19 protein-coding genes and 3 tRNA genes are annotated in these 24,319 nt (G+C 33.7%); 12 read left to right on the top strand and 10 right to left on the bottom strand.

Annotated elements, in window-relative coordinates; all coding sequences use genetic code 11:
- Window position 1: 1 nt before the first annotated feature.
- The 6 genes from THENA_RS05860 to THENA_RS05835 all read left to right on the top strand — a co-directional run bounded on the left by THENA_RS05860 (window position 2) and on the right by THENA_RS05835 (window position 7,083).
- Complete coding sequence (locus THENA_RS05860; protein ID WP_013756485.1) at window positions 2-781, top strand: 4Fe-4S dicluster domain-containing protein; 780 nt, start codon at window positions 2-4, stop codon at window positions 779-781.
- Window positions 781-1,431 carry a formate dehydrogenase subunit gamma gene (locus tag THENA_RS05855; protein ID WP_013756484.1) on the top strand — a complete coding sequence of 217 codons (651 nt, stop codon included), beginning with the start codon at window positions 781-783 and terminating at the stop codon, window positions 1,429-1,431. Before THENA_RS05860 ends, THENA_RS05855 begins: the two co-directional genes overlap by 1 nt.
- 185 nt (window positions 1,432-1,616) lie before the next feature.
- A complete protein-coding gene (locus tag THENA_RS05850) occupies window positions 1,617-2,402 on the top strand; it encodes a formate dehydrogenase accessory protein FdhE (protein WP_013756483.1) in 786 nt (261 codons plus the stop codon).
- A gap of 250 nt (window positions 2,403-2,652) precedes the next feature.
- Window positions 2,653-5,649 carry a formate dehydrogenase-N subunit alpha gene (gene fdnG, locus THENA_RS05845; protein ID WP_013756482.1) on the top strand — a complete coding sequence of 999 codons (2,997 nt, stop codon included), beginning with the start codon at window positions 2,653-2,655 and terminating at the stop codon, window positions 5,647-5,649.
- Window position 5,650: 1 nt separating this feature from the next.
- Window positions 5,651-6,430, top strand: a complete 780-nt coding sequence (locus THENA_RS05840) for a 4Fe-4S dicluster domain-containing protein (RefSeq protein WP_013756481.1) — start codon at window positions 5,651-5,653, stop codon at window positions 6,428-6,430.
- On the top strand, window positions 6,430-7,083 hold the full coding sequence (locus THENA_RS05835) for a formate dehydrogenase subunit gamma (protein WP_013756480.1): 654 nt from the start codon (window positions 6,430-6,432) through the stop codon (window positions 7,081-7,083). The genes THENA_RS05840 and THENA_RS05835 overlap by 1 nt, the downstream gene beginning before the upstream one ends.
- Before the next feature lie 61 nt (window positions 7,084-7,144).
- Here the strand turns inward: THENA_RS05835 and THENA_RS05830 are convergent, their stop codons facing one another.
- The 6 genes from THENA_RS05830 to THENA_RS05805 are packed head-to-tail and all read right to left on the bottom strand — an operon-like array spanning window position 7,145 to window position 13,841.
- Complete coding sequence (locus THENA_RS05830; RefSeq protein WP_013756479.1) at window positions 7,145-8,365, bottom strand: ABC transporter permease; 1,221 nt, start codon at window positions 8,363-8,365, stop codon at window positions 7,145-7,147.
- Complete coding sequence (locus tag THENA_RS05825; protein ID WP_013756478.1) at window positions 8,362-9,570, bottom strand: ABC transporter permease; 1,209 nt, start codon at window positions 9,568-9,570, stop codon at window positions 8,362-8,364. The genes THENA_RS05830 and THENA_RS05825 overlap by 4 nt, the downstream gene beginning before the upstream one ends.
- Window positions 9,567-10,307: an ABC transporter ATP-binding protein gene (locus THENA_RS05820; protein ID WP_013756477.1), complete on the bottom strand. Its 741-nt coding sequence runs from the start codon at window positions 10,305-10,307 to the stop codon at window positions 9,567-9,569. Before THENA_RS05820 ends, THENA_RS05825 begins: the two co-directional genes overlap by 4 nt.
- Window positions 10,304-11,410 carry an efflux RND transporter periplasmic adaptor subunit gene (locus THENA_RS05815; protein ID WP_013756476.1) on the bottom strand — a complete coding sequence of 369 codons (1,107 nt, stop codon included), beginning with the start codon at window positions 11,408-11,410 and terminating at the stop codon, window positions 10,304-10,306. Before THENA_RS05815 ends, THENA_RS05820 begins: the two co-directional genes overlap by 4 nt.
- Window positions 11,411-11,444: 34 nt before the next feature.
- Window positions 11,445-12,815: a TolC family protein gene (locus THENA_RS05810; protein ID WP_013756475.1), complete on the bottom strand. Its 1,371-nt coding sequence runs from the start codon at window positions 12,813-12,815 to the stop codon at window positions 11,445-11,447.
- Window positions 12,816-13,841: a ketopantoate reductase family protein gene (locus THENA_RS05805; RefSeq protein ID WP_013756474.1), complete on the bottom strand. Its 1,026-nt coding sequence runs from the start codon at window positions 13,839-13,841 to the stop codon at window positions 12,816-12,818. It lies immediately after the preceding gene.
- 167 nt (window positions 13,842-14,008) lie between these two features.
- On the opposite strand from THENA_RS05805, the gene THENA_RS05800 reads away from it, so the two are divergent.
- Window positions 14,009-14,653 (top strand): MBL fold metallo-hydrolase, encoded by a 645-nt coding sequence (locus tag THENA_RS05800; protein WP_013756473.1) that lies wholly within the window; start codon window positions 14,009-14,011, stop codon window positions 14,651-14,653.
- 1 nt (window position 14,654) lies between these two features.
- On the opposite strand, the gene THENA_RS05795 is transcribed toward THENA_RS05800, so the two are convergent.
- On the bottom strand, window positions 14,655-15,917 hold the full coding sequence (locus THENA_RS05795) for a replication-associated recombination protein A (RefSeq protein ID WP_013756472.1): 1,263 nt from the start codon (window positions 15,915-15,917) through the stop codon (window positions 14,655-14,657).
- A gap of 68 nt (window positions 15,918-15,985) precedes the next feature.
- Here THENA_RS05795 and THENA_RS05790 point away from each other — a divergent pair, with 68 nt between their 5' ends.
- From THENA_RS05790 to THENA_RS05770, 5 genes are all read left to right on the top strand, one after another.
- On the top strand, window positions 15,986-16,879 hold the full coding sequence (locus THENA_RS05790; protein ID WP_013756471.1) for an MBL fold metallo-hydrolase: 894 nt from the start codon (window positions 15,986-15,988) through the stop codon (window positions 16,877-16,879).
- Window positions 16,880-16,974: 95 nt separating this feature from the next.
- A complete protein-coding gene (locus THENA_RS09670) occupies window positions 16,975-17,859 on the top strand; it encodes a GGDEF domain-containing protein (RefSeq protein WP_013756470.1) in 885 nt (294 codons plus the stop codon).
- 83 nt (window positions 17,860-17,942) lie between these two features.
- Window positions 17,943-18,018 (top strand) — tRNA-Val (locus THENA_RS05780).
- A 118-nt stretch (window positions 18,019-18,136) separates the two neighbouring features.
- A complete protein-coding gene (gene thrS, locus THENA_RS05775) occupies window positions 18,137-19,957 on the top strand; it encodes a threonine--tRNA ligase (RefSeq protein WP_013756469.1) in 1,821 nt (606 codons plus the stop codon).
- A gap of 47 nt (window positions 19,958-20,004) precedes the next feature.
- On the top strand, window positions 20,005-23,487 hold the full coding sequence (locus tag THENA_RS05770; RefSeq protein WP_013756468.1) for an EAL domain-containing protein: 3,483 nt from the start codon (window positions 20,005-20,007) through the stop codon (window positions 23,485-23,487).
- A 3-nt stretch (window positions 23,488-23,490) separates the two neighbouring features.
- On the opposite strand, the gene THENA_RS05765 is transcribed toward THENA_RS05770, so the two are convergent.
- From THENA_RS05765 to THENA_RS05755, 3 genes are all read right to left on the bottom strand, one after another.
- Window positions 23,491-23,577: transfer RNA gene (locus THENA_RS05765), tRNA-Leu, on the bottom strand.
- Between the two features lie 40 nt (window positions 23,578-23,617).
- Window positions 23,618-23,911, bottom strand: a complete 294-nt coding sequence (locus THENA_RS05760; protein WP_013756467.1) for a CC/Se motif family (seleno)protein — start codon at window positions 23,909-23,911, stop codon at window positions 23,618-23,620.
- Between the two features lie 29 nt (window positions 23,912-23,940).
- Window positions 23,941-24,027, bottom strand: a tRNA-Leu gene (locus THENA_RS05755).
- Window positions 24,028-24,319: the final 292 nt, after the last annotated feature.

The following is a 24,319-nucleotide window of genomic DNA, read 5'->3' as shown; positions in this document are numbered from 1 at the left end:
AATGGAAAGAGTGGCCTATATGTATGATTCTTCTAAGTGCATGGGTTGTAGAGGATGTCAAAGTATTTGTAAAGAATGGAACGATCAAGAGACTGTTCCTACGACGTTTAAGGGGGTATATACCAATCCGCCCAGCCTGAATCCTGATACGAGGATGATTATAAAATTTTATGACAACTTTACTCCAGATCCAAATTTTAACTTTTTGAAATATCAGTGTTTTCATTGCGGAGATCCTGCATGTGTAAAGGTATGTCCAAGCGGAGCTCTTTTCCAAGCGGAAAACGGAATAGTAGCATTTGACGAAAATAAGTGCATTGCTTGTGGTTATTGTCACAGTGCATGTCCCTTTGGAATTCCTCAAATTGGCAAGGTAATAAACAAATGTGACATGTGTTATTCAAGAGTAATGGAAGGCTCTGAGTCTGATAAGACTTCTATTCCAGCATGTGTAAAAAGCTGCCCTGCAGGTGCACTTACTTTTGGAAAGAGAAGTGATTTGGTTGAGCAAGGTAAGAAAAGAGTTGAGGTTCTGAAAAAGAAAGGCTATACGGAAGCCAATCTTTATGGAGAAAATATACTTGGAGGGCTCGGAGTTCTTGCTATACTAAAATATTCTCCTGAAAAATATGGTCTTCCAAAAGAACCTGTGTTTCCTAATGATATTGGCTTGTGGAAAGGGATATTGCATCCTTTGGGAGTAATAATGCTAGGAGGCGCAGCTGGCCTTGTTGTGCTTCATAGGGCGCTCAACCTGGGGAAAAAGGGAGGTGAACAGTAGTGGCTGCAAATAAGATTGAGAAGCACAAAAAGAATACAAGGATTTTTCACTGGCTGCACCTTATAACTTTTATAATCATGTTATGGACAGGATTTTCCTTGTTTTATCCATGGACTAATGTGCTAGGCATGACATTTGGAAGTCTTAGAAACGCAGCCTTTATTCACAAATATCTTGGATGGTTTTATGTAATTCTTCCAATAATTTATGTTTCTTGGAACTTTAAACTGTTTTCCAATTTCTTTAAAACAATTAGTACGTTTACGCCTGAGGATAAGAAATGGCTCTCTATATTGGGCGGTTATTTGCATCCTATAATAAAGGCTGATGAAGTCCCACCTCAGGGGAAATACAATGCAGGACAAAAGCTTTTAGGGTGGATAATAATAGTGTTTTCAATTTTGCTTGGTTTAACAGGATTGATAATGTTCTATTATGCGTCTTTCCCTGGACTACTTGTTCGAATAGCTATAATGATTCACGTATTTTGTGGCACATTCTTGGGGGCTGCAGTAATAGTTCATTTTTACCTTGCTGCGATCAATCCTACTTCGAACAAAGAACTGGGGACAATGCTTGGAAGCGGCATGATAGATGAAGATTATGTGAAGCATCACAATGCTCTGTGGTATGAGGAGTTGAAAAAATAGTAAACTTTTAAAAATTAAGTAGATTAAGTGTTAAATAGAAGTAAATAAAATTTAATTTGAGTGCAAAGTCTAATTTGACTTTGCACTCAAATCTTGTTAACGTTTAATAATAGCAGAATAATTATGAACTGATAATTTTGTTTTTAAAAATTTGTCTAAGTTAGTCAAATTACTGGAGGTTATGGATGAATTTAACAAAATTTGTTGAAAAGTATCCAATATTAGAGTCTGTGGTCGAATTTTGGGATAAATACTATTCCTGTAGGGAAAGTTTGTTGACCAAAATAATTGACTTTATACCTGAAGAAAGCATTGATACAGAAGAATTTAAAAAAGTATTTGACGAAGGAAGGTCTTATTTAGAATTATTTAAATTAAAAATGTACAAAAAGGATTTAAATTTTTTGGCGAAAATTGTAAAGGATGATTTTGGAATTAAGGAAAAAGTACGTTTTGATGAAAAAAGTTTGACAATATTTGATAAATTGAATTTATCTGAGGATAAAATTGGTTTTGTAAAGCTACTAGTTTATTCTTCTATCTATTCTTATATTGGTGAAATACTTTCGAAAAGATGTAACCTTGCAAAATGGTATGAGCCAGTTTGTCCTGTTTGTGGTTCAAGTGCTGGCATAGGCTTTATTGAGGGAGACGGGAAAAAAAGTTTGGTGTGTTCTACCTGTTATACGAGATGGGGACACAGGAGGACAGTTTGCCCTCTATGTGCTGATGAAGAACAAAAGTCTATGAGATATTATAGCGCAGATGAGCTTCCTGGATGGAGAGTAGAGGTTTGTGAAGCTTGTGGGATGTATTTAAAGGTTCTTGACTTAAGGGAGAAAAATGAGGATACACACCTTTATCCCTTGCTTTATCTATCCAGCTGGAATTTAGACATATCGATGAAAGATATGGATTTTAGGCCTTCATGGTTTAAGATTTTTTACGCCGCTTCTTGGATTAGCAAATAATATTTATTATTAATAATAAGTCTTTTTTATAATATTTTATTGTAAAATTACTTATAAATGTTCAATTTGTAAAAAACTCCTGATTTTCATAACGATGGTATAAAAATATTTTATTTATATAAGCATTTATAAGCATTTTTTTAAAATATTTAAATTTGATAATGATTATTTTACCAATTTAATATGTTATTATAAACTTGATAGTGTTTTGAAATTAAAAAATATATTCACTATCAAGGGAGTGAAATGAATGGGGAAATTTAATCGAAGGGATTTTCTTAAGTTTTCCTTTGTTAGTGCTTCAATGATGGTATTAGATGGTAATGTAGCTGTACCAAAATTAGCGCACGCAAGTATACCTTTTAAGCTAAAGGATACCAAGGTTACTAATTCTGTGTGCATTTATTGTGGGGTTGGGTGTGGACTGTTGGTATATTCCAAAGGTGGTAAAGTGGTAAACATAGAAGGTGATCCAGATAATCCAAATAGCGAAGGCGGGCTTTGTGCAAAGGGTTCTACCTGTTTTAGTATTTACGATAGCCCATTGAGGTTGAAAAAACCAATGTATAGGGCTCCTGGTTCTGACAAGTGGGAAGAGAAAAGCTGGGATTGGACTATTTCTGAGCTTGTCAAAAGAATCAAAAAAACCAGAGATAGTTCGTTTGTAAAGACGTCAAACGGAGTAACAGTAAATAGAACTGAGGGGCTTGCGATGCTTGGAGGAGCAGCTCACGGCACTGATGAATGTTATCTGTTTGCTAAATTTGCTAGAGCATTAGGCATTGTATATCTTGAACATCAGGCAAGAATCTGCCACTCTTCTACTGTTACAGCATTAGGCCCTAGTTTTGGGAGAGGGGCAATGACAAATTCGCTAATAGATGTGAAAAATTCTGATGTAATAATGATTTGTGGTGGAAATCCTGCAGAAAATCATCCAGGCAGCGCGCGATATATTAATATGTGTAAAGAACGTGGTGGGAAAGTCATTTCTGTAGATCCAAGATTTACTAGAACTTCTGCACTTTCAAATATCTATGCGCAAATAAGGCCTGGAACTGATATTGCCTTTTTCGGGGGTTTGATAAACTATATTCTTCAGAATAATAAATATCAAGAAACTTATGTAAAGCACTACACAAATGCTTCATATCTTTTAAAACCTGAATATGATTTTAAGGATGGATACTTTTCAGGATGGGATATAAAAAGTAAAACCTATAATTATGCAAGCTGGGCCTACCAAACTGGACCTGATAATAAGCCACTAAGGGATATGACCCTTAAAGATCCAAACTGTGTTTTTCAAAAAATGAAAGTACATTATTCTAGATATACTCCTGAAGTTGTGGAGAAGGTTACAGGCATAAACAAAGAAACATTTCTTGAAATAGCTAAGTTGTATAGCTCCACTGGTGCGCCTGATAAATCTGGCACATTGATGTATGCAATGGGTTTAACTCAGCACACAATTGGTACACAAAACATTAGAGCTTTTTGTATTATTCAACTTTTATTAGGTAACATAGGTATGGCTGGTGGTGGTGTAAATGCTATGAGGGGTGAGACTAACGTTCAAGGCTCAACGGATATGGCTCTTTTGTATAATTCTTTACCCGGATATCTAGCAGCTCCCAATGAAAAACTTCATCCAAATTTTAAAGAATATCTAAAAAAGATTACACTTCCTGATTGTTATTGGTCTAATGCACCAAAATTTGTCGTCAGCATGCTTAAAGCATGGTTTGGGGATGCGGCAACAAAAGAAAACGATTTTGGATATGATTGGCTTCCAAAGTGGTCCAAACCTGCTTCCTGGATGTATATTTGGGATAATTTGTATAAAAATGAGGGGATAAAGGGAATGATGATCTGGGGACAAAATCCTCTGGTATCAAGTCCGCTTGGAGATAAAACTGGCAAAGCTTTGGAAAATCTTGAGTGGCTTATGGTTGCAGATCTTTTTGAAACTGAGACTGCAAATTTCTGGAAAAGGCCGGGCGCAAATCCAAAAGGCATAAAGACTGAAGTTTTTATGTTGCCAGTTTCATCCTTTGTTGAGAAGGATGGCTCAGCTACTAATACTTCCAGATGGCTTCAGATGAGGTATAAGGCAATAGAACCTATGTATGAATCAAAAGAAGATATGGTTATATTGGATAAGCTAGTGGTTGGTTTAAAAAAACAGTTTAAAGATGATCCTTCTACTCCTTCACCTGAAGGCATGCTTAACTTAACATGGGGTTATGGTGGAGATAAATATGATATCGATTCTGTTTTAAAAGAGATTAATGGGTTTGAGGTAAGTACAAAAAAGCAGTTAGTTAGTTTTGCAGCTCTCAAAGACGACGGTTCTACGGCATGTGGCTGTTGGATATATTCTGGTGTGTATCCTCCTGCTGGAAATCTGGCTGCAAGAAGAAAGCCTGAAAAAGAGGGAATAGGGCTTAATTCTGAGTGGGCATGGTCTTGGCCTGTAAATAGAAGAATTCTTTACAATAGAGCTAGCTGTGATCTTGAAGGCAAACCTTGGAATCCAAAACTAACTGTTATAAAATGGGATGCTGCTCAAAAAAAATGGACTGGTCCAGATGTGCCAGATTTTCTTCCAACAAAGGCGCCGGATGCTCCTGGTGGTGATGCTCCTTTCATAATGATACCAGAAGGTGGAGGAAGACTCTTTGTGCCATCAGGTCTGGTTAAGGATGGTCCTTTCCCAGAACACTATGAGCCTATTGAAGCTCCTGTGAAAAATCTTTTAAGTCCTGTACAAAATAATCCTGTAGCTATAATTTTCAAATCAGATATTGATAAATACGCTCCTTTAAACGATCCGAAATATCCATATATATGTACTACATATAGATTGACTGAACACTATCAAAGTGGATCTATAACTAGAAAAATTCCAATTTTGGTTGAAGAAATGCCACAAGTATTTGCTGAAATAGATCCTGAATTAGCAAAAGAACTTGGAATTAAAAACGGAGACAAAGTAGAGCTTGAATCTATTAGGGGCAAAGTAAAGGCTCAAGCTTGTGTAACGTCTAGGTTGCAGCCTGTGATAATTGACGGCAAAAAGTTTCATATAGTAGGTATACCGTGGCATTGGGGGTTTGTAGGAATCGATCCTGATAGCGGTAAAAATGAAATTTTTTCAGCTAATCTTATGACTGAAAATGTTGGAGATCCAACTTCTGAGATTCAGGAATCAAAAGCTTTGATGATTAACTTGAGGAGGGCCTAAGATGGAAAGAGTGGCCTATATGTTTGATTCTTCTAAATGCATGGGTTGTAGAGGGTGCCAGTCTGTTTGTAAACAATGGAACGATCAGAAAACCGATCCAACTACTTTTACAGGTTTTTATACCAATCCACCAAGCCTGAATCCGCATACGCGTATGATCATAAATTTTTATGATGATTTCACAGAAAAACAGAACTTTAACTTTTTAAAGTATCAATGTTTTCATTGTGGAGAGCCTGCCTGTGTAAAAGCCTGCCCAAGTGGAGCTCTTTTTCAGGCAGAGAATGGGATAGTTGCCTTTGACGTGAACAAATGTATAGCATGTGGTTATTGTCACAGTGCATGTCCCTTTGGAATTCCTCAAATTGGTAAGGTAATAAATAAATGCGATATGTGTTATTCAAGAGTTATTGATGGCAGTAAGTCTGACGAGACTTCTACTCCTGCATGTGTGAAGGCATGCTTAGGTGGTGCACTTTATTTTGGAAAAAGAGATGATCTTGTAAAACAAGGTAAAGAAAGAGTAGAGGTCTTGAAAAAAGAAGGGTTTACAGAAGCAAATCTTTATGGAGAAAACATACTAGGAGGGCTAGGAGTATTATCTATACTTAAATATGAGCCCGAAAAATATGGATTGCCGAAAAATCCAGTTTTTCCAGCAAATACTCTCATTTGGAAAAATATTATGCACCCACTGGGGTTGGTCATGTTAGGCGGTGCTGCTGGACTTGTGTTTCTCCACAGGCTTATACAGGCAGGAAATAAAGGAGGCGATCAGTAATGGCAAAGAGGATGATTGAAAAACATAAAAAAGCTACCCGAATATTTCATTGGTTACATCTTATAACCTTTATAACCATGTTGTGGACTGGGTTGTCATTGTTTTATCCTCCAATGAACGTTATGAGTCTACCTTTTGGAAGTCTCAGAAATGCTGCTTTTGTTCATAAATATCTTGGTTTTTTCTATCTTTTGCTGCCTCTTTTGTATGCAATATTTAACTTCAAATTATTTTCAGGTTTTATGAAATTAATTAGTACTTTCACTCCTGAAGACAAAAAATGGATGAAGGTTTTTGGGGGATATCTTTCTCCAATTATAAAGGCAAAAGAAATACCCCCACAGGGCAAGATTAATGCAGGCCAAAAACTTTTAGGTTGGATAATAATTATATTTTCCTTATGTCTTGGACTTACAGGTTCGATGATGTTCTTTTATGCATCTTTTCCAGGATATTTAATACAAGTAGCAATTATTGTCCACGTTTTTTGCGGCACTTTTTTGGGGTCAGCAATTATTGTCCACTTTTATCTCGGAGCAATTAATCCTAGTTCTAGAAAAGAACTTGGTACAATGCTTGGGAATGGAATGATTGATGAAGAGTACGTAATGAAGCATAATGCTTTGTGGTATGAAGAGCTAAAGAAGCAATAAATAATTTTGAAATAAAAATTAAAACTTCTGGGGTTTTGATATTAAAAATCTCAGAAGTTTTTTATGAGTAAATGGCTCTTATAGGATCTACTTCTGCAGCTTTTTTTGCTGGTATTGTTCCAAATAATACTCCCATTAAAAATGCTATAAATATTAAGGGAATTAAGATGTTAAATGGAACTACAAAAGGCATTTTTGTAAACAAAGTTATTATAAAAGTTATTAGCAAACCTATTAATATACCACAAATTGTTCCAGAACCAGAAAGTATTGCTGCTTCAATAAAAAATTGTGTGAGAATATCCTGTTTTGTAGCACCAAATGATTTTCTAACACCTATTTCTTTGGTTCGTTCTTTTACTGCGACAAGTAAAACAGCAGCAATTCCTAACCCGCCAATGAAGACTGCTATCATGGCCAGTGCCACAGTAAGGTTATCAAGTGTCTGAGTAGATTTCGTTTGAGCTGCAATTATGTCGCTTTGGTCCTGAACGGTAAAATCGTTTTGTTGGTCGTCTGTAAGTTTGTGATTTTTTCTGAGAATCCTAATTACTTCGTCTTTATATGAACTCATAAGATATTCTTGTGGTGCGCTAATGTAAATATTATTAATATATGTAACGTTAAGAACCCTATCTAAAGCTGTATCAAGTGGGATGATTATCTGATTGTCTTCATCTTGTCCGCCAATATCAATTCCTACAGGGTCTTGTATTCCTATAACTCTAAAAGGGATATTGTTTATGAAAATTGTTGCATTAAGAAGCTGTTCTGGTATTGCATTTAGATTTTGTATTACTGTTCTACCAATTATCGCTACTCTTTCACGAAGCCTATTCTCTCTGGAAGTAAATTCTCTTCCCATACTTACTGTATATCCTCTTACGCTAAACAGACTTGGAGTTGCACCTATAATAGTAGTTTGTGCGCTGTAATCAGAGAATTTTACTGTAAATGTTTTTTGTTGTGTTGCTGCAATTTTTGCATTTGGTAGATCCTTTTTTAGAATTGTATAGTCCAGGGGAGTAAGAGTGGTTACGTTTCCGACCTGATGTGGTCTATTTCCCATTATTTTGAGCTGTCCTGCTGTAACTACTATCATATTGCTGCCCATACTCTTTATCTGTTCAATTGTTTTCTCTTTTACTCCAGAACTTATACTTGCAATTATGACTGTAGCGCTTATACCGATTAAAAAACCTAAAATAGCAAGTATAGACTTTCTTTTTCTTCTAGAGATGCTTCTTAAAGCCTGTGAAAAGTTAATAAAGAAATTGTTCATCTTTGTAAGACCACTGCTGGATCATATGAACTAGCTTTTATTGCTGGTTGAATTCCAGCAATTAATGCTATTATTGTAGATACGCTAAATGCGACAAGAAACAGCAATGGACTAATTGAAACGTGAATTCCTGTGAAATGTTCCATTATTACTCCCAGTAAAGCCCCTAAGGTTGCTCCAAAAACTGAACCAATAATGCTGATCACAAATATTTCAAGGAAAACTTGTGTTACAATAAGTGATTTTGTAGCCCCAAACGCTCTTCTAAGAGCAATCTCTTTTTCTCTTTCAGAAATAGATGCCTGCATTATATTTGAAACAACAACAGAGCCTATAACTATTGCAACTATTGTTGAAACAACGAGAAAAATATTTAAAGTTGAATTTATTCTGTTTAAGAATTCCATTACTTGATCAGGAGTTATGATTGTAAAGTCATCTGGAAGACCTGATGCAGTAAGTTTGTGATTGTATCTTAGGATTGTACTAATTTCTCCTGCTACAACGTTAATATTAGTGCCTGGTGCAAATTTTATTCTCATCATTGTTATATATGTTTGGTTTAGCATTCTTTTTAACATAGTGTTAAGTGGAATTACAATTCTATTGTCTCTATCCATACCATTTGGTGTAGTGCCAAGTGAACTTAATACTCCAATTACTGTAAATGGTGTAGTGCCAATTCTGATAAGCTTACCAAGTGGATTTTCTCCTTGAAATAACTGCTTTGCAACTGTAGTTCCGATTACAGCTACCCTTGACATGGAAGCATTTTCTCTTTCGGTAAAAAATCTTCCTTCAGCTACGTTCCAATCCCATGCGGTAGTGAATGATGGTGTTGCACCTGAGATATTAGTATCTATGTTTTGTGCTCCATATTTTGCATTCATATTGCTGTTTGCTTCGGGATCTATTGCTACAATGCCACTTATTTGATCCTTTATTGAGCGAACATCGTCTAATGTCATAGTTGTAGATCTTTGGAAAGGCTGTCCTGGTTGTCTTCTGCCACCTGCAAAAACTATTATAGAAGTTGGGCCAAATTGCTGAAGAGTTTCGTTTACAAGCTGCCTTGCACCTAGGCTTATTGATGTTACTAAAGTAATTACAAGAATACAAAGAGATATTCCAGAGATCATAATGAAAACCTTCAAGCCTTGTTTTAAGTTTATTTTAATTGCTGAAGAAAGAATTTTTATAATCATGTATTAATCACATACATCTTTTGTAATTCTTCCTGAGCAGATTTGGGATTTTTCACAATATCTTCTTTAAGCACTTTGCCAAAGCTAAGGGTAATTACCTTTTTTGTAAAAAGTGCAATTTCAGGTGAGTGGGTGACCATCAATATTGTTATGCCTTCTTCATTAAGCTTTTGGAAGACAGACAATATTTCCATGCCAGATTGTGGATCAAGGTTACCTGTTGGTTCATCGGCAAGAATTAACTTAGGACTATTGATAAGAGACCTTGCTATAGCAACTCTTTGTTGTTGACCACCTGATAGCTCAGATGGATAAAAATTTAATCTTTCTCCTAAACCTACTGTTTCAAGATATTTTTTAGCCCTATCCTTGATGTCTGGTGGAGGATTTTTTGCATAGACAGAAGGAAGCAAGACATTTTCAATTGCCGTAAGATCGGGCAAAAGATGGAATTGTTGGAATATAAAGCCTATATATTGATTTCTTAAATGAGCTAGTTCGTTATCTGATAGTTTTGAGACCTCCTTGTTATCCAGAAAGTATTTTCCACCTGTGGGTCTATCCAATAACCCTATTATGTTCATTAGAGTTGTTTTTCCACTTCCGGATGGTGCCATAATAGAAGCAAATTCACCCTTGTTGATGACAAAGCTTATACCTCTTAAAACAACAGTTTCAAGAGTGCCGGATTTATAAACCTTCTGTATGTTTTCTAATTCTATAATTTTTTCGCTCATTTTATCTTTTTTAGTAAGCTTTCTGGAATATCTCCGACAATCACTTTATCTCCTTCTTTTAGGCCGCTGGTTATCTCAGTGTAATCTAGATCTGAAATGCCAGTTTTAACTACTCTTTTTTCAAAAACTCCTGGGCTTGTTTCTACAAAAACCACTGTTTGATTACCAAATGTTTTTAGAGCAAGATTTGGTACTGCTAATACATCTTTCTTTTCTTGAACTTTTATATTTACGTTTGCAGTCATCCCTGGCCTCAAAAGATGTTCAGGATTTGAATCAATTTTTATTACCGTTGTATAGTAAACAACGTTACTTACCACAGTTGAAGTTGGATATATTGCTGCAACAGTTCCTGTAAACGTTTTGTCAGGATAAGCAAGAACTGTAAATGTAGCAGGCATTCCCACCTTTACTTTTCCAATATCTGTTTCGTCAACTGAGGCATCTACTTCGAGCTTATCAAGGTCATCAATTGTTACAAAGTTTGGGGCGTTCAATCCGGATACTACTGTTTCTCCCTGGTGTGTAGTAACTGCTGAAACCATTCCGCTTATTGGAGCTGTAATTGTACAGTATTCAAGGTTTACCTGTGCGGTATTGACAGCTGCCTTAGCGGCATCAACGGCACCCTTTTGGGCTAAATAGTTAGCTTTTGCATTGTCATATTTATCTTTTGAAATAAGCCCTTCTTCAAATAATTTGGCATATCTTTCATAGGTTACCTTTGCATAATTATAGTTACTTAGGGCTGCTTGATAATTCGACTTAGCTTGTTCAAGAGCAGCTATTTGTGGTCTTGGGTCAATTTCAGCCAAAACCTCTCCTGCCTGAACTACGCTTCCTACCTGTACGTTTAGTTTTATTACTTGTCCTGTAATTCTAGCTCCTACGTTAATTTGAGCGCCAACTTGTGGATTGATAGTACCAGTTGAATTTACCACTTCTGTAATAGTCCTTTTTGTTACTTGTGCCGTTTTAACTTCTTGTTGTAATTTTTTCATATTGTTTATATATGTGTTATAACCGTACAATACAATTGCAAGAATTATTATTAAGGCGGCAGTTATAGCTATTACTTTTTTCTTTTTAAAGAACTTTAACATTTCTCCTCCTTATGCAATAATTTGTTTCCTAAGATTAGTAATTTTCAATATTAAAAAATTTTACACCCAGGTCTCTCTCAAGGGCAGCGAGACTAAGGTAGTAATTGTATTCATTTATAATTCTTTGATTTTTTGCTGAAATATAATTATTTCTAGCTGTTGTAAGATCAATTATAGAATTTAATCCCTCTCTATATTGAGCTTCGTTTACTCTTAGGTTCTCAAGAGCGCTTTTTACAGCTGCGTCAGAAAGCTCAAATGTAGAATAAGCGTTGTTTAGGTTCAAGATATCTGTCCACACGGCTAGTTTTATAGAATCCTCCAAATTATCCTTTGTTTTTATCAAAGAATTAAGAATATCCTGTTCCTGTCTGATTTTTGAAAGGTTTTGTCCGCCGTTGTAAAAAGTTATTGTTGCTGTAATGCCGTAAAACCATGAATAATTTTCGGGTGGAAACTTGGTGTCGCTTCTTGAATAGTCGCCAACAAGATTAATTTTAGGATATAGAGAACTTTTAAGATTTTTTAGGGTATATCTTGCAGCATCAATACCTTCTATAGCTGCCGCAATATCTGGTCTATTTTTTATTGCAATAGAAAAAATCTGATCTGCAAAGTTTGATGCTATAGCTTTAGGAGGAGTTTCATATGCTGTTTTGGATATTGTAAAGCTTTTTCTAGGATCGTAACCTAATACATTTGCTAAATTTGCAAGACTTACGTTAATTTGATTTTTAGCATTTAAAAGCGAAATCTTTGCGTTTTGAACCTCAACTTCTGCTGAGAGAACGTCTGATCTGGCAACTAAACCTACATCAAATTCCGATTGAGTATATTTTAAGATTAAATTAGCAAGATCTAAACCTTCTTTCGCGGTGTCATAAAGTTGTTCAGCAGATAAGACATTTAAATAGCTTTGTTTTACTTGGTATTCTATTTGCCTCAATGTGTCAAGATATTGTTTTTCGCTTTGCTTATATGAATGATAGGCGCTTTGAATGTATGAATTTGTTGCTCCAAAATCATAAAGAAGCTGATTTGCATCTAAGGAGTAAGAAAAATTATCCTTTGAGCCATAAGATGCATTATTTGTTGACATTGCTCTAATCCTTTCGTAGCTAAGAGATCCTGTAATATTTGGCAATCTATAACCTAATGCTTGGATATACGTTTCCTTTGCAGATTGCATCTGATAGTATTGTGCTTGAAGGGTCTTGTTGTTTTCCTTTGCAATTTTGAGCGCATCTTCAAGCGTTAAAACGTTTGTTTCGTTTGAGTCAGCTGCGTAGGCTGCTTGTACTTGTAAAGGTGGTAAAAAGTTGTAACTTACTAAAGATATCAACAATAGTAAAAAGATAAACATGATCCTTTTGATATATTTATTTTCCTTTGTTCTTGATGTCATTTATATTAACCTGTATTTATACAAGAAATTTCTTTCTTTGTTGAGATAAAGCTCTTCTAATCCCTTTACCACATGATATGATGTGTGAATTACAGGTGTGATAAGTTTATTTTTTACTCCTCTGTGATAGAGCTCTCCTAAAGTAAATTCTAGTTCTGTTTTCTTTTGTCTTAAAATGTCAACAGACATCGATACCCTTAAATCCTTTAAGTTTTTTGTTTCGAGTTGTTTCGCTTTACCGTTCAATATCTCTGTGGCCTCGTCTTCACTAAGTGAAGTGGTTAAACTAATTACTTCAAGTCCTTTCATATCAAAAAGTTTTATTCCTTCGCTTTCTGCAATAACTTTTCCTTCCTTTAATGCATCCAGAAAGACTTTACAAAGGCTATTTGAACTCCATATCATATGATATGGAAGCAAAGTCAAACAACCTACTGCTGCGCCTGCACTGTAAAATACAAGTTTGTTCCACACAAGACCGTATGGGTCACTTTCAATGTTTGCTGGGAAGTTGATGTCAGCAAAAGTTTGAGATAAGTCTTCAAGAAATTTTGTGGATGAGTTTGTTTTTTCGTATAACGAAAGCCATATAGAGCCAGGAGAAGTATAATTGACAACCCCTTTATCTGTAAAAGTTGCGCCTATGGTACACGCTGAAGAGATGGCCCTATCTTTGCCTATAAAATTTATCAGTTCTTCTTCCTTTTTTATACCGTTTTGAAAAGAAAGCGCATAAGAGATATTTGTTCTTACACTTTCGAGAGCGTCGTAATAGTCTTTTGTGGCAAAAGATTTTACGACAGTAATTAATAGATCAAACTTTTCATTTTCAATTGATTTTGGGTTGCTAAATGCTCTAACGTTTTTATAATTTTTTGTGCCGTGCGGTGTTAGAACTTTTATTCCATTGTTGTTTATAAAGTCTACATTTTTACTAAATCCAAAAAGCTGAACTTCATGCTCTTCTGATAGATATGCTGCAAATAGCATTCCTAAAGCTCCAGTTCCAGCAATCAAAATTTTCATTATTATCACCTCTTCAAAAGAATACGTGAAAATGAAAGCATAAGTAACAAGGTTATTCTATCATTTTAATTTATTTTTGATTTAAAATAATATTTAATAATTAAGTAAGTAGTTAAATCTGTAAACGAAAAATAATAAAAAATTCTATTTTTTCGGGAGGTTAAAAGATGAAAATTGAATACTTTGGACATTCCTGTTTCGTATGTGAGACAAAAGCTGGCACAAGATTTATGTTTGATCCCTTTAATGAAAAAGTTGGATATCCTTTGCCTTCTGTGCCAGTTGATGTAGTTTTTACATCTCACGATCATTTTGATCACAATGCGGTTAACGTTGTTAAAGGAAATCCGAAAGTATTTAAGGATGCTGGCAAATTTGAATTCAAAGATCTTTCTATTGAAGGTCATATATTTAACCATGACGACAATGCAGGTAAGGAGAGAGGTAAGGTAGTTGCTTTTAAAATAACTGCTGACGGAGTAAGTCTTGCTCACATGGGCGATTTAGGGGAAGTTCCATCGAAGGGTTCTTTGAAGCCATATGAAAGCCTTGATTTGCTTTTGATTCCTGTAGGTGGGTTTTATACAATTGGACCAGATGAGGTGTTGAAGATTGTAGATATGATTAATCCAAAACAAATTGTTCCAATGCACTATAAATTGACTGGAAATGAATTTCCAATTAAAACGTTAAATGAATTTTTAGCAGCATGGAAATATGGTGTAAATAGGATTAACTCATGTAAATATGAGATAACACCTGGAAACAAAGAAAAAGAGTTGGTTGTTATGAAAGCAGTTTTTGAAAAATAAACTATTTTTCATCGCCCCATAATTTTTGTATTCTCTCTTTTATTTTCTTTTCAAAGCCTACATCTGAAGGGTAGTAAAATTTCTTATTTTCGGATAGATACCTTTGTCTCACAAAGTGATCTGGAAAGTCGTGAGGATAAAGGTATCTATTTTTTAAATCTTCTGTATGAATATTTTTGAGGTGTTCTGGTATTTTTAATATTTCTTCATCTTGAATGGATTTTTTTGCGTTATTTAGCGCTATATATGCGGTGTTACTTTTTGGCGCACACGCGAGATATACTGTGGCATGGGCAAGGTTTATTTCTGCTTCTGGGAGACCTACAAAGTTTACTGCATCGAGTGTGGATACAGCAATTGTTATAGCATATGGATCGGCCATGCCTATATCTTCTGATGCAAGAATTATAAGCCTTCGAGCTATAAACCTTGGATCTTCTCCTGAGTTTAGCATCAAAGCAAGATAGTAAATAGCAGCATCAGGATCGCTACCCCTTATAGATTTTATAAAGGCAGAAATTGTATCATAGTGTTGATCGCTAGATTTGTCGAACAAAAGCTTTTTTTCAATTATTCCATCTAAGGCATCTTTTGATAGCCTTATTGTATCTTCTTCTGAAGATTCTACGATTAGTTCAATAATGTTTAATAAATATCTTGCGTCCTTTTGTGCAAGGTTGATTATTAATTCTTTTGTTTGCATATCGAAAATAATTTCTTTATTTTTATACCTCTTATAATAATTTATTGCTCTATCAAATAACTTACTAAGGTCCTCTTTATTAAGAGGGTGAAGTGTAAGTAACAGCGATCTTGAAAGTAATGGTTTAATTATATAGAAAAAAGGATTTTCGACAGTAGCTCCTACGAATCTGATAGTATTATCCTCTAAAACAGGAAGCAGAGCATCTTGTTGAGCTTTGTTCCATCGGTGAACCTCGTCCACAAAAAGTAAGGTTTCTATGCCTCTTTTTTTGTCATCTATTGCTTTTTCTATAATCTTTCTTAGTTCTGGTACTCCACTTAGTACTGCATTTAAGATTTCAAAATTAGCTTTTGAATAAGAGGCAATTATTTTTGCAAGGGTAGTTTTCCCTACTCCGGGTGGTCCATATAAAATTACACTTCTTAATTTTGCGTTTACAATACTTTTATAGATAGTACCATCTTTCCTTAATAGGTGACTTTGTCCCAGGAATTCATCTAAGTTTTTGGGACGAATAGCTTGAGACAAAGAAATTTCACTTTCAAATAAGTTTTTCATATTTTTATTTTATCAAAACAAAGTTATAATTTGCTTAATATTTTATTTATCTTTTAATGGAGGTAGTTATGCAATTAATTTATATAAACGATCGCTTAGGGTATATAAAATCCAATGTAAACATAGGTTTTTTGTTAAATGAAAAAAAGGAAGCTATATTGATTGATGCAGGAATTGATGACGATAATGCAAAAAAAGCATTCAAAATACTAGACGCTGAGAAAATTATTCCCAAAAAAATAATTATTACTCACGCTCATGCCGATCACTTTGGAGGTGCTTCATGGTTTGTAAAACATCTTAATACTGAAGTGCTTTCAACTCTTCCTGCTAAATCTATACTGGAATATCCATTGATGGAACCCATATATCTTTTTTGTGGCGCCAATCCTCCTAAAATCCTTCATCAAAAATTCTTTCTTGGTAAGAAAATTAATGTTGACAAAATTGTTGATCACGGCAAGATAAGCTTTGAAAACATAAATTTTGAAATTGTTGAGCTGCCTGGTCATTCATTTGGACAAATTGGTATTTTATTTGAAAACTATCTTTTCTCTGCTGACTCTTTTATCTCTTATGAATTTTTAGCTAAGCACAAAATACCACTTAACTCGGACATAAAAGGAACTTTACAAACTCTTAATTTCTTAAAAAATTCTAAATTCAAGGGAATAATACCTTCGCATGGTGACCTTTTTGAAAACTATCTTGACGTTCTTAATGAAAATGAAAGAATTATTAATCAAATTTTAGAGTTTATTTTAGACATTTGTTTCAAAGAAGTATCTGAAATAGAGCTCCTAAATCTTATATACGATAAGTTTAATATAACAATAAAGGATATGGCTACGAATGTATTGATGAGACTCTCTATTTTGGCATATATAAGTTATCTACTTGATGAAAATTTGCTAAGAGTAGAATTTGTAAATAACCAGCAGTTTTTTGTAAGAGTTTCATAAATTTTTATTTAATAAACTTAATAATAATATTTGACAAACTTATAACAAAATGATATTTTTGTGAAAACTTTTATTTATTTCGGAGAGGAAGAAAGGTGGAGAAAGATATTCAGGAAAAAGTATGTAAAGCGCTTAAAAGTTCAGAATGCGTGTTTTTTGATCTGTCTTCCTTAGTAATATGCGTGATAGATGAAAGTTTTAATATAATCGGAAAAAGTAAAAAATTTTCTTCTTTTTTTGGACATCATTCTATAAATCTGGATAATAGTTTTTTTGGTAAAGATGGCGATAACATTATTAAAAGATTAATTGAACAATTCGAAAAAAAGATAAATACTATTTCTCTTGTATTTACAAAAAGATTAAATCATGAATTTAGGCATATTCTATTAATTTCGGATTTAGTAAAAGTTGATGAAAATTTTTATAGATTTTGTGTTTTTCAAGATTTGTCAAATATATATCAACAAAATGAAAAGTTAAAATATTTAAGTTTTCACGATGAATTGACGGGACTTTACAATAGAAACTATTTTGAAAATGAAATAAAAAAGTATAGTGATGGGAGAATGGACCCGATAGGCGTATTTGTATTTGACGTAGACGGTATGAAGTTAATCAACGATTCTTTGGGTCATCATGCTGGAGATAAGGCATTGCAAGGAATAGCTAAGATACTTAGGAAGGCTTTTCGTAAGAGCGATATAGTTTGTAGGGTAGGAGGAGATGAGTTTGCAATACTTATTCCTCATGCAAATATTAATTTGATGGAAAATTTGATACAGAGAATTAAATCAGTTTACTTAGATTTAAAGGATAGAATTAGTGTTCCTTTGTATTTTAGTATGGGCTATTCTGTTGGAAATGCAAGAGAAGAAGAATTTGAAAGTATCTTTAAAAGAGCTGATATATCAATGTATTCAAATAAATTTTCTAAAAGAAACGAGTCATACGAGAAAATTTTAAAGAGTATACAGTAAATAATTATTTAATGAGAAAATAATATTATAATATCATCAGCTTGACTCTTTTTGTTTTATGATATAATATTTCAATATTCGAAGGGCGGTTAGTTCAGTGGTTGGAACGCTTGCTTGACATGCAAGAGGTCGTAGGTTCGATTCCTACACCGCCCACCATTCAAAGTGCCCCCATTAGTCAGCTTTTTTCAATATCTTTAAATCCTCATGCAATAAACTTTTAATTAAATTTGTGGTATATTTAATTATCTATCAATAATACAATCTGGAGGTCTTGATGTCTCAAATTATTTGTTATCTAGACAACGATAAACTTGTTGATTTCAGAGACTATAGAGAAGGAGAATCTTTAAAACCTGTTACCGATAAAGATAAAGAATCTTTGGATGTTTTAAGACATTCTGCAGCCCACCTTTTGGCTCAAGCTGTAAAAGAACTTTTTCCTGAAACAAAGCTTGCAATTGGTCCCTCTATAGAAAACGGTTTTTATTATGACATATATAGAAAAGAACCCTTTACGCCTGAAGACCTTGAGATAATAGAAAAAAAGATGAAAGAAATAGCCCAAAGAGATCTTGAGATTACAAAGATGTGTCTTAAGAAAGAAGATGCAATTAAATTATTTTCCGATCTTAAAGAAGATTATAAATTAGAGCTGATAAAAGATATTCCTGATGATGACGTGTGCATATACAAACAGGGAAATTTTATAGATCTATGTAGAGGACCTCATCTTTCTTCTACCGGTCAGATAAAACATTTTAAATTGCTAAATGTAGCTGGAGCATATTGGAGGGGTGACGAAAAAAGGGAGATGCTCCAGAGAATATATGGAACTGCTTTTTGGACAGAAGAAGACTTAAAAAATCATCTTAATTGGTTGGAGGAAGTATATAAAAGAGATCACAGGAAATTAGGTAAAGAACTAGATCTTTATAGCATGGCTGATGAAGTAGGAGCTGGTCTTATCCTGTGGCATCCCAATGGGGGAGTTATTAGAACTATTATTGAAGACTATTTAAGGAAGGAACACGTTAAAAGGGGTTATGAGATAGTTTATACTCCTCATATGATGAATTTAAAGATCTGGAAGATTTCAGGGCATTTTGATTTTTACAAAGAAAATATGTACATATTTGAAAATGATGGGCAGGAATATGCAGTAAAGCCTATGAATTGTCCTGGTCATATGATGATATACAACTCTAAAACTAGAAGCTATAGAGATTTGCCTATAAGATTTTTTGAACTTGGAACGGTGTATAGGTTTGAGAGATCAGGAGCGTTGCATGGCCTTTTGAGAGTTAGAGGTTTTACTCAGGATGATGCTCACATATTCTGTACGAATGAACAGCTTCAGGATGAAATAATAGGGGTTCTCAACTTTGCAAAGGATATGATGGAGCTTTTTGGATTTAAATATGTAGTTTCTGTGGGTACCAGACCTGATGGCTCGATAGGTACAGATGAGCAGTGGAATCTTGCAACAAATTCATTGATTAGTGCTCTTAAACAAAAAAATATTGAATTCGAGATAATTGATGGAGATGGTGCGTTTTACGGGCCAAAGATTCAAGTAGAACTAATAGATGCGCTTGGGCGAAAGTGGACTGGTCCTACTATTCAGGTAGATTTTGCGCTTCCAGAGAGGTTTAATCTTGAATATGCCGATAAGGATGGTACTAAAAAAAGGCCTGTGATGATTCACAGAACGGTAGTTGGAAGTATGGAAAGATTCCTTGGTGCGCTAATAGAAAACTATGCGGGTGTGTTCCCAGCTTGGCTCTCTCCTATACAAATAATAATTATTCCTGTTAAGGAAGACTCAGAACTCTTAGAATATTCTTCTGAAGTTGAAAAGAAGCTGTCTAAAGAAGATTATAGGGTTAAAGTTGATAAAAGAAACGAAACCTTAAAGTACAGAATAAGGGATGCAGAGTTAAACAGGATTCCATATATATTGGTGATAGGGAAAAAGGAACTTGATGAAAAGTTAATATCGCTTAGGACAAGGGGTATGAAAGACGAAGGACAAATGAGCATAGAAGAATTTTTAAAGAGATTATCACTGGAAGCAAGGATTCCTTCTGGTAAATAATATAAAAATGATTTATAGAGGAAAAGTATTGAGCTTCAATAACGAATATGGATAATAATATTATTTTATCCATTATCAATAATCTTTCGGGGGTATTGTTTACTTCTAAATTTATCTTTAAAAATAGAAGTCTAATAATAGATAGCTTAAATTTTTTTGATAACTCTAAGGACAAAGCTATAGGTGGATTTAGTGACAAAAGATTAGTTGAGAATAATCTTTTTGTTGAAAACATATTTCCAGATGATAGAGATGAACTTATTGAGAAAATCTTATCCATGGGTGCCGGAGAAAGTCTCAAGTATGAATTTCGTTTTAAGACTAGTGAGGAAAATTATATATGGCTTAGACTTAATATAACAGTTGTGGCTAAAGATGAAAAATCTGTTGAGATAAGTGGTCTAGTAGAGCCAATATCGAAAGAGAAAAATCTTGATACAATTTTATACACAATAAAAGAGATAAATAGGCTTGCTATAAAAATAGATAGAGAAGATGAACTTCTTCAGGCTTTGTGCGATTTATTAGTCGATAAACTCGGCTACGCCGGCGCATTTCTTGGTTATATAGATTCTAACAAACTTTTTAGATTGAAGTTTTTTGCAAAGAATATCCCTGAAGTCCTAGTTGACAACTTTAAAAAGGTTACTATTTCGGTTGATGAAAAAATTCCTGAAGGTAGAGGAACAGTGGGCAATGCTTATAGATCAGGAAATATTTTTCTGATCTCTGACACTTTAAAATCTGAATTAATGAGTCCATGGGCAATATATCATAAAAAATTTGGAATTCGTTCTGCTTGTTCTATTCCGCTTTTTAAAGGTAATAAAGTTGAATTTATATTGATAATATACTCAAGGACACCAGATCTATTCAGCGAAGAATATATGGGAATTCTTGATGAAATAAAGGTTGACATTTCTTTTGCTCTAGAAAAAATTGATAAAGAGAGAAATATAAAGCTACTTAGTGAGGCGATGGAAGAATCTCCGGAATGGTTTTTAATAGCGGATGAAACTGGAACAATCCTGCACGTAAATAAGGCTGTTGAAAAAATTTCTGGTTATAGTGCAGATGAGATTATAGGAAACAAACTGTCGATGTTTATTTCTGATTTTTATCCAGAAAATCTTTACAACGAGCTGATTGATAAGATTTCTAAGGGAGAAAGATGTGAGTGCGAAGTTGTAAGGCAATCTAAAGATAAAAGTGTATTTTACTTAGATACTATTTTTATTCCAGTTTTCTTTGATAACAAAGTTTATAGATTTGTGGAACTTTCAAGAGATATTACCAAAGAAAAGCTCCAGCAAGAAAAGATATCAGAGTTGACAAGATTATATGTGACCCTTTCAGATATAAATCAACTTATTGTTAGAGCCGACTCTATTAGGGATTTATATCAGATGATGAATGAAATATTGGTAAAGGATGCTGGTTTTTCAATTGTTTACTTTACTGTAATTGATGATGAGAATAAATTAAAACTCTATAATTTCTACTATCAAGAAGATGATTTTAGCACTCAATATAGGGACTTTTTAAAGTTTATTGAAGAAAGTTATAAAGAAGAGTTTTATGTTTTGATAGAAAAAGGTTTTGTTAGCGCTCTTTCAATAAAAAATAAAGAAATTTCTTATTATAATGACTTAATAACTTCATCAAAGACTGAAGAAATTAAGGAAAGGTTTAAAGGTTTTATCTTTCTGAATGCCTGTGCAGCAATACCAATTTTTAAAAATAATAAAGTTATTGGTTCAATAGTTTGTTGTTCTGCTAAAAAGGATTTTTTTACTCCAGATATAATAAAGCTTTTAAATGAAATAGGTAGCGACATAAGTTTTGCTTTAGGTAAAATTGAAATGGAAAGATTTAACGCTATGACTTCTACGGCTCTTAATTCTGGAAGCGATTTTGTGATGATTACAGACAAGAACTTTAAAATAGTTTATGTAAACGACAATACCGAAAAAATATTTGGATATGCCAGGGATGAACTTATAGGAAAGCACCATTCAATCATATCTTCAAGATCTCAGAGTCTGGGGTTTGCGAGAAGATTTTATAGAACTATTAGAAGTGGACAAAAGTTTTCTGATTTTTTTGTCTACAGATCTAAAGATGGCGAAAAGATTTACAGTTATACAACAATTACGCCTTTTTTGATTAGAGGCGAAGTAAGGTTTTATGTAGCAGTAGGTAAAGACATCACACAGGCAAAATCACTTGAGGATAGTTTGCAAAGGCTAAAGGATTACGATCCCTTAACGGGGTTATTAAACAGAAACAAATTTATTGAAAATGCTGATGAATTTCTCAGTATTGCAAAATATGAAAAAAAACTCGCAAGCGTATGCATAATAAACCCGATTGGTTTTTCTTCAATAAATCAAGCCTATGGATTTTATACAGGGGATTTAATTTTGTGTGAGATAGCTAATAGAATTAGAAAAACAATAAGAGAGTACGATCTAATAGGAAAATTAGAATCAGATATGTTTGTTATTCTGTTAGAAGATATTGCAACTTTAGAAGATGTTTTGAACATAATTTCAAAACTTAATTTGGTTCTTGAAAAACCTTATGATACCCCAAAGAAAAAAGAGATTTTAGTATCTTTTAACTTCGGAGTTAGCTTTTTCCCAAATGATGGTGAAAATGCACAACTTCTTGTTGAAAGAGCTAATATTGGGTTGGGCAGTATTAAAAGTAATAAAGACAAAAGGATAGGATTTTATAAGAAGGATTTTGAACAAAGTGCAAGGATAAAACTTGATCTAAAGTCTAAATTAGAAAAAGCTATTATTAATAAAGAATTTATTCTTTATTATCAGCCTATATTTTCAATAAAGGATAAAAGTATTGTTGGAGCAGAAGCTTTGCTGAGGTGGAAGAGCGATGGGCAGATAATTTTGCCTATGAATTTTATTCCTGTTTTAGAAGAAATGGGTCGAATAATGGATGTTGAAAAGTTTGTGGTTGACAGCGTTTGTAGTAAATTAAAAGATTGGGAGAAAAAAGAAAAAAAGATGATACCAATTTCAGTGAACCTATCCGAAAGAAGTTTTAAAGATGAAAGTTTTAGGCGATATGTAATTTATACTATTAGAAAGTATGGAATTCACAGAGGGATGTTTTCTGTTGAACTTGTTGAAAGAACGTTTGTTGAAGATTTTGAACGCTGCTTAATTATACTGAAGAAGTTTAGCAGAGAAGGTGTTTTCATATATTTGGATGATTTTGGTACTGGTTTTTCTTCATTTAATTATCTTTACAAACTTAAGTTCGACTCATTAAAAATTGACAAATCATTTTTAAGCAATATAGAAAAGGATATAAGAGCAAAATCAATTGTTGAGAGTATTATATTCTTAAACAAAAGGCTTAATTTAAAAACTGTTGCTGAAGGGGTGGAGACTTTAGATCAGCTAAAAATATTAGAAGAATTAGGGTGCGAATACGTTCAAGGATTTCTCTTGGCAAAACCTATGCCCGAGGAAGAATTCGAAGAGTTAATAAGGACTACATAAAAATGGTGCCGAGGGTGGGACTCGAACCCACACATCCGTGAGGATACTGGATTTTGAGTCCAGCGCGTCTGCCAATTTCACCACCTCGGCATAGATGATAGAGAAAATATATAACAAAAAATTTGAAAAGTCAAACGTATTTCCAGCCGTCAATTACTAGCTGATATTTCCCTAATGACTTTTTAAGTTTAATCGTCAAGTTTCGATTGTATTGAACGTCTTTAGGAAGATATACAGTTATCCCATCTATTTTTGTAGCTTCAAACTTTGATGGTTCTCTTGGTATACCCACTTTAACAGATGGAGGAAATTTGATATCTCCTACACAAGTTCCAATTGTAGGATAGTCGTCAAAATAAATCGTATTCCCATTTCTAGCAATATATGATTTTGCATCATCGTTAATATGTATAGCCATAGTCATTTTTACCTCATTTTATATTTTATTATTGATGGTGCCGAAGGTGGGATTTGAACCCACACGAGGTTATACCTCACTACGCCCTGAACGTAGCGCGTCTGCCGTTTCGCCACTTCGGCTATATTTTTAAATTACAATATTTACAAAATACTGTCAAATATTTTAATTTTAGATTAAATATATTGACTAGATTTTAAGTAGTTTATACTAAAATTTAAAGGAAGTTTTTTCAAAATGAAAGTTTTTTTGGGCTTTAAACGTTGATTTTTTGTGATAAACTTTTTGCTAATGTGTTTAATGTTGTTGTAAAATTTTTGAATTTCAAAATCAAATTGAGATTTAGTGTGAAATGTATTTATTTATGTTAATATAATATAAATATAATATTTTTTTGACAATTTAATATGCGTG

It is taken from the genome of Thermodesulfobium narugense DSM 14796 (assembly GCF_000212395.1).
GTDB lineage: Bacteria > Thermodesulfobiota > Thermodesulfobiia > Thermodesulfobiales > Thermodesulfobiaceae > Thermodesulfobium > Thermodesulfobium narugense.
The sequence above is the reverse complement of the archived record's forward strand: the minus strand, read 5'-3'. Positions and strand labels throughout refer to the sequence as shown.